The 5,241-nt window shown below is 74.7% G+C and carries 5 protein-coding genes; 2 read left to right on the plus strand and 3 right to left on the minus strand.

The features are described from left to right. Nucleotides 1-168: 168 nt before the first annotated feature. Together DLJ47_RS01070 and DLJ47_RS01075 are read right to left on the minus strand one after the other, a co-directional pair. The gene (locus tag DLJ47_RS01070) at nt 169-1,515 is read right to left on the minus strand and encodes a M16 family metallopeptidase (RefSeq protein WP_109898239.1); all 1,347 of its coding nucleotides are present in this window, start codon (nt 1,513-1,515) and stop codon (nt 169-171) included. Then, nucleotides 1,512-2,804, minus strand: a complete 1,293-nt coding sequence (locus tag DLJ47_RS01075) for a M16 family metallopeptidase (protein ID WP_109898240.1) — start codon at nt 2,802-2,804, stop codon at nt 1,512-1,514. The genes DLJ47_RS01070 and DLJ47_RS01075 overlap by 4 nt, the downstream gene beginning before the upstream one ends. An 88-nt stretch (nt 2,805-2,892) precedes the next feature. On the opposite strand from DLJ47_RS01075, the gene DLJ47_RS01080 reads away from it, so the two are divergent. Further along, nucleotides 2,893-3,633 carry a phosphodiesterase gene (locus DLJ47_RS01080; protein ID WP_109898241.1) on the plus strand — a complete coding sequence of 247 codons (741 nt, stop codon included), beginning with the start codon at nt 2,893-2,895 and terminating at the stop codon, nt 3,631-3,633. Here DLJ47_RS01080 and DLJ47_RS01085 read toward each other — a convergent pair. Further along, nucleotides 3,600-3,815, minus strand: coding sequence for a hypothetical protein (locus DLJ47_RS01085; RefSeq protein WP_199235643.1), 216 nt, complete (start codon nt 3,813-3,815; stop codon nt 3,600-3,602). The genes DLJ47_RS01080 and DLJ47_RS01085 overlap by 34 nt on opposite strands. A gap of 335 nt (nt 3,816-4,150) precedes the next feature. On the opposite strand from DLJ47_RS01085, the gene DLJ47_RS01090 reads away from it, so the two are divergent. Continuing rightward, nucleotides 4,151-5,241 (plus strand): 3-deoxy-7-phosphoheptulonate synthase (locus DLJ47_RS01090; RefSeq protein ID WP_109898242.1); only part of this gene is annotated, 1,091 nt, incomplete at its 3' end.

Raw genomic sequence — 5,241 nt, forward strand, 5'->3', positions numbered from 1 at the left:
GCACCCCCGCTGACCCGCCATCCCGCCGGCCCCACCAGCGACCCACATCACAACCGGCTTGATCCACTCGGTATCCCGCAAACCGGGCCATCCGCCGCCGACCGCCACCCCCATGTCCCGCACACCGGGTGGATCAAGGGGAGCCTGGTGCGGCGCGGGCAGGCAGGGTCATGGCGTCGCGGAGACCACCTCGCCGAGCCCGGTGGCCACCAGTTCGTCCCGGATGACCGCCGCGTCCCCCTCCACCACCAGGGTGAGCGACTCCGGGCGCAGGTGCGCCGCCGCCGCGGCGGAGACCTGATCGACGTCGGCGGCGAGCAGCGACTCCCGCAGCCGGGCGTGGTAGTCGTCCGGCAGGTCGTGCACCACCAGCGTGGTCAGCGCGGAGGCGATCGCCCGCGGGCTCTGCAGTTCGACCGAGAGCTGGCCGGCCCGCCAGGAGCGGGCCACCGCCAACTCGTCCTCGGTCACCCCGCCGGCCTGGGTACGGGTGATCTCGCCGACCGCCTCGACCAGGGCGGGCGCGGTCACCGCGGTCTGCACCCCGGAGTTGACAGCGAACCGGCCGAACCGGCGGGACGAGGCGAAGTCGCCCCGGATGCCGTACGTGTAGCCGCGTACCTCGCGGATCAGGTGGTTGAGCCGGGAGGTGAACGCCCCACCGAGCACCGTGCCGGCGAGCGTCATCGGCACGTGGTCGGGGTGGGCGCGGTGCGGCGACGGGTGCCCCAGCCGCAGCGTGGACTGCACCGAGCCGGGCCGGTCCACGAGGATGATCCGCCGGCCCTCCCGGAACGGCACCTGGATCGGTCCGCCCCGGTCGACCGGTCCGCCACCCGCGCCGGCGAACGCGGTGGCGCCGAGCGCGTCCAGGTCGAGCCGGTCGAGGTCGCCGACCACGATCAGCGTGCCGGGCCGGATGAACCACTCGGAGTGGAAGACAGTGACGTCCTCCGGGTCGAGCGCGGCGACCGAGTTCGGGTCGCCGTACATCGGGCGGCCCCAGCGGTTCTCGGCACCGAACAGGTCGGCGCGCAGCGCCTTGTCGGCGCGCGGGCCCGGGTTGGCCCAGTCCATCCGCAGCGCGGTCGCCTCGTCGTCGCGGACCCGGCGCACGTCGGTCGGGTCGAGCCGGGGCGTCCGCACCGCCTCGGCGAGCAGTTCCACGGCGGCGCTCAGCCGGTCCACCGGCACCTGCACGCTGACCTGGAAGGAGTCCCAGTCCAGCCCGGTCACCAACTCGGTGCCGAGGGCCTCGATCGCCAGCGCGTACGCCGTGGCGTCGCGCTGCGCGGTGCCCTCCTCCAGGGCCTTGGCCAGCACCCCGGCGAGCCCCTCCTTGCCGACCGGTTCGCGCGCCGCGCCGGCGTCGAGCAGCAGCAGGGCGACGGCGAGGTTCTGCCCGGGCAGGTGCGCGGCGACGACCTGACCGCCGGCCACGGCGCGGCGGACCACCGGCGGGAACCGGTACGGGCGGGCGGCGCCCGGGCCGGGACGGTGGGCGATCAGCGTCATGACGTCTCCTCGGGCAGGTAGGTCAGGGTCACCCGGTCGGCGGCGCCGAGCACCTCGGCGGCGGCCTCGGCGATCTGCTCGGCGGTCACCGCGAGCCAGGCCGGCAGCCGCTCGCCGGCCTTCGCCGGGTCGCCGAACTGGGTGGCGTAGCGGCCCAGCGTGTCCGCCCGTCCGTCCACGGTGGACATCTGCCGCCACCAGGCGGTGGTGAGCAGCGCCTTGGCCCGCTCCAGCTCGGTGGCGGTGACCGGCACGGTGGCCAGTTCGTCGATCACCTCGGCCAGACCGGCGGCCAACCGCTCGCCGGTCACCCCGGGGCGGGCGGTAGCGGTGGCGATCAACGGTGCCGGAGCGTGCGCCAGGTCCACCCCGTACGCCCCGACCAGGTCCGGCTGGGCGATCCGCTCGCCGTCGGCGAGCCGCTGGTAGAGCCGGCTGCCCCGGCCGCTGCCGAGGACGGTGGCGAGCACGGTGAGCACGTCGTAGCCGGGGCTGCCGAAGGGGTAGGTGCGGTGGGCCACGTACACCCGGGGCGCGGGCACGTCGCCGGTGACCGTCTCGACGGCGGGCCGGCCGGTGGCCGGGACGATCCGCCCGTCCGGCGCGGACGGGATGTCGGCCCGGGCCGGGATGGCGCCGAAGTACTTGTCGGCCAGCGCGAAGACCTCGGCGGCCGAGGCGTCGCCGACCACCGTGAGCACCGCGTTGTTCGGCGCGTAGTAGGTGCGGTGGAAGGCCTGGAAGGTGGCCAGGTCGGCGGCGTTCAGGTCGGCCATCGAACCGATCGTGGCGTGGTGGTACGGATGCCCGGGCGGATAGAGCAGGGGCAGCAGCCGCAGCCAGGCGTCGCCGTACGGGACGTTCTCGTAGCGTTGCCGCCGCTCGTTCTTCACCACGTCGCGCTGGTTGTCCAGGGTCTCCTGGGTCAGCGCCGGCACCAGGCCGCCCATCCGGTCGGCCTCCAGCCAGAGCGCCAGTTCCAGGTGCTCGGCCGGGACCGTCTCGAAGTAGTTGGTGCGGTCCGGGTTGGTGGTGGCGTTCAGCGAGCCGCCCGAACCCTGCACCAGCTTCATGTGCTCGGTCTTCGCCACGTTGATCGAGCCCTCGAACATCAGGTGCTCGAAGAGGTGGGCGAAGCCGGTCTGCCCCTCCGGTTCGTGCCGGGAGCCGACGTCGTACCAGAGGTTCACCGCGACCGCGGGGGCGGTGCGGTCCTCGCTCACCACCACGCGCAGGCCGTTGTCCAGTCGGGTCGTCTCGATGGGCCAGGGGTAACCGCTGTCGGGCATGGCTCGACGCTATCCGATCTCGCGGGCGTCAACCTCACACGCCGTACGCCGGAGGTATCGACAGCGGGTCGCCGGGTACCGGAGGGGCATGTCCGTCCCGACCGGCGCCTCCGCCCGGGCCGGTGCCGCCCTGGAACGGGCCGCCGCCGCCCTGACCCGGCTCCGCCGCGCCCGCCTGCTGCATCCGCTCGGCCGCTCGTTCACCGGCGAGGTCACCATCTGGGGCGTGGCCGGGCCGCCGACCGGGGTCGGGATGCTCGACCGGCCCGGCCGTTACCCGGCCACGGTCCGGCTCTCCCGGGGCGTACCCACCCCGGACGGCTGGCCGGACGTGCTCGGCCTGGCGGTACGCATGCACCGGGGCGAGGAGCGGCCGTTCGACCTGCTGGTCAGCTCCAGCCGCGCGGCGCCGGTGCTGCGCCACCTGCCGCTGCCCCGGCGGCGGTTCGCCGGCACGTACAGCTCGATCATGTCCTACCGGGTGGGCCGGCGGCGGATCTGGCTGGCCGCGCTGGCCGACCCGGAATCGGTGGACCTGGGCCGGAGCCTGGCCGACGTGGCGGCGGCGACCCGGGCGGACGCGCCGCGACTGGTGCTCGCGGTCGCGTCGGCGGTCGGGCCGTGGCGGCCGGTCGGCCAGGTCGCGCTCGGCGACCAGCTCAGCGCCCGGACCGACGCCGAGCTGGCCTTCGACCCGATCGGCAACCTGCCGGCCGGCCTGCGGGCGGCCGGGCCGCTGGCCTGGGTACGCGAGCACACCTACCGCGGCTCGCGCCGGGCGCGCGGCGCCCGGGTTCAGTCCGGCGGTTCGCTCGGCGTCACCGTCTGATCCGAGGTCCGCCGTTCCAGGACGGTGTCCGGGGCGGCGTTGCGGTCCTCCTCCCGGACGTCGGACTCGTCGAGGATGGTGTCCGCCTGCGCCACCGGGTCGTCGCTACCCACGGTGGCCTCCTCCGGCAGCAGGTGGGCGCGGGACTCGACCCGTTCCTGGTCGCTCTGCTCGTGCGTCATGCCGATCCCATACCCCGGGCGTGTACCGGGCACGCCCGGTGATCGCACCGTCGAGACGGTCACGGGCGGCGGGCGGGTACGGCACGGGTGGCCCGCCCCACGCCGGTGACGGTGCGACGAGCCTGGTGCCACCGACGGTCGCGTCGGGTAGGCTTGCCGGCGTGACGCGGTCGTATCGATGGTTTAGGCAGCCGGCTCGCCAGCCGGTGACTTCACCATGATCTGACGTCACCGCACCACGAGCCGGCCGGGCAGGAGCACTGTGTTCCTGCCCTTTCGCATGCGAGCAGCCGGCTCGACCCCGGGCACCGGCACCGGGCGCGGTCGGCGGAAGGATGCCCACCGTGACGACCCCGGAGACCGATCGGGTCAGCGATCAGCGGATCGACCGCGTCGTGCCGTTGACCACCCCGGCCCTGCTGCACCACGAGCTGCCCCTGGACGACACGCTCGCCTCGGCCGTGCTGGCCGGCCGCCGCGCGGTCGGTCGGGTGCTGGACCGCGCGGACGACCGCCTGCTGGTGGTGGTCGGCCCGTGCTCGGTGCACGACCCGGCCGCCGCCCTGGACTACGCGCGCCGGCTCCGGGTCGCGGCCGACCGCCTCGCCGACGACCTGCTGGTGGTGATGCGGGTCTACTTCGAGAAGCCGCGCTCAACGGTGGGCTGGAAGGGCCTGATCAACGATCCGGGGCTGGACGGCTCGGGCGACGTCAACACCGGGCTGCGCACCGCCCGGGCGCTGCTGCTCGACGTGCTGCGACTGGGTCTGCCGGTGGGTTGCGAGTTCCTCGACCCGATCACCCCGCAGTACATCGCCGACACGGTGGCCTGGGGCGCGATCGGCGCCCGCACGGTGGAGAGCCAGGTGCACCGGCAGCTCGCCTCCGGGCTGTCGATGCCGATCGGGATGAAGAACCGGCCGGACGGCAGCATCGCCACCGCGGTGGACGCCATCCGCGCCGCCGGGGTGCCGCACGTCTTCCCCGGCATCGACGTCTCCGGCACCCCGGCGATCATGCACACCCGGGGCAACGCCGACGGGCACCTGGTGCTGCGCGGCGGTGGTGGCCGGCCCAACTACGACGCGGAGTCGGTGGCCGGGGCGCTGGAGCTGCTCCGGGCGGCCGGGCTGCCCGAGCGCGTGGTGGTGGACGCCAGCCACGCCAACAGCGGCAAGGACCACCGCAACCAGCCCACGGTGGCCGCGGACGTGGCCGGCCAGCTCGCCGCCGGTCAGCGCGGCATCGTCGGGATCATGCTGGAGAGCTTCCTGCTCCCCGGCCGGCAGGACCTCGACCCCACCCGGGAGCTGACCTACGGGCAGTCGGTCACCGACGCCTGCATGGGCTGGGACACCAGCGCCGAGGTCCTCGACCAGCTCGCCGCCGCCGTCCGCACCCGCCGCCGCACTCCCGCCCCCACCCC

This window comes from Micromonospora sp. S4605 (assembly GCF_003176715.1).
Classification (GTDB): domain Bacteria; phylum Actinomycetota; class Actinomycetes; order Mycobacteriales; family Micromonosporaceae; genus Micromonospora; species Micromonospora echinaurantiaca.

Bases quoted from the DNA above. Each gene is read 5' to 3' on its own strand.
- DLJ47_RS01070 (WP_109898239.1), bottom strand. From the start codon at position 1,515: ATGACGCTGATCGCCCACCGTCCCGGCCCGGGCGCCGCCCGCCCGTAC.
- DLJ47_RS01075 (WP_109898240.1), bottom strand. From the start codon at position 2,804: ATGCCCGACAGCGGTTACCCCTGGCCCATCGAGACGACCCGACTGGAC.
- DLJ47_RS01080 (WP_109898241.1), top strand. From the start codon at position 2,893: ATGTCCGTCCCGACCGGCGCCTCCGCCCGGGCCGGTGCCGCCCTGGAA.
- DLJ47_RS01085 (WP_199235643.1), bottom strand. From the start codon at position 3,815: ATGACGCACGAGCAGAGCGACCAGGAACGGGTCGAGTCCCGCGCCCAC.